General features: G+C 55.9%; 1 rRNA gene. It reads left to right on the forward strand.

Features of this window, described 5'->3' with window-relative positions:
- A 23S ribosomal RNA gene (locus DQG23_RS41665) occupies positions 1–478 on the forward strand; the annotation flags it as partial.

Here is a 478-nt window from a genome sequence, read left to right on the forward strand (position 1 = left end):
ACTGGGGCGGTCTCCTCCTAAAGAGTAACGGAGGAGTACGAAGGTGCGCTCAGACCGGTCGGAAATCGGTCGTAGAGTATAAAGGCAAAAGCGCGCTTGACTGCGAGACAGACACGTCGAGCAGGTACGAAAGTAGGTCTTAGTGATCCGGTGGTTCTGTATGGAAGGGCCATCGCTCAACGGATAAAAGGTACTCCGGGGATAACAGGCTGATACCGCCCAAGAGTTCATATCGACGGCGGTGTTTGGCACCTCGATGTCGGCTCATCACATCCTGGGGCTGAAGCCGGTCCCAAGGGTATGGCTGTTCGCCATTTAAAGTGGTACGCGAGCTGGGTTTAGAACGTCGTGAGACAGTTCGGTCCCTATCTGCCGTGGACGTTTGAGATTTGAGAGGGGCTGCTCCTAGTACGAGAGGACCGGAGTGGACGAACCTCTGGTGTTCCGGTTGTCACGCCAGTGGCATTGCCGGGTAGCT

The sequence above is a fragment of the Paenibacillus contaminans genome (assembly GCF_003285015.1).
GTDB lineage: Bacteria > Bacillota > Bacilli > Paenibacillales > NBRC-103111 > Paenibacillus_V > Paenibacillus_V contaminans.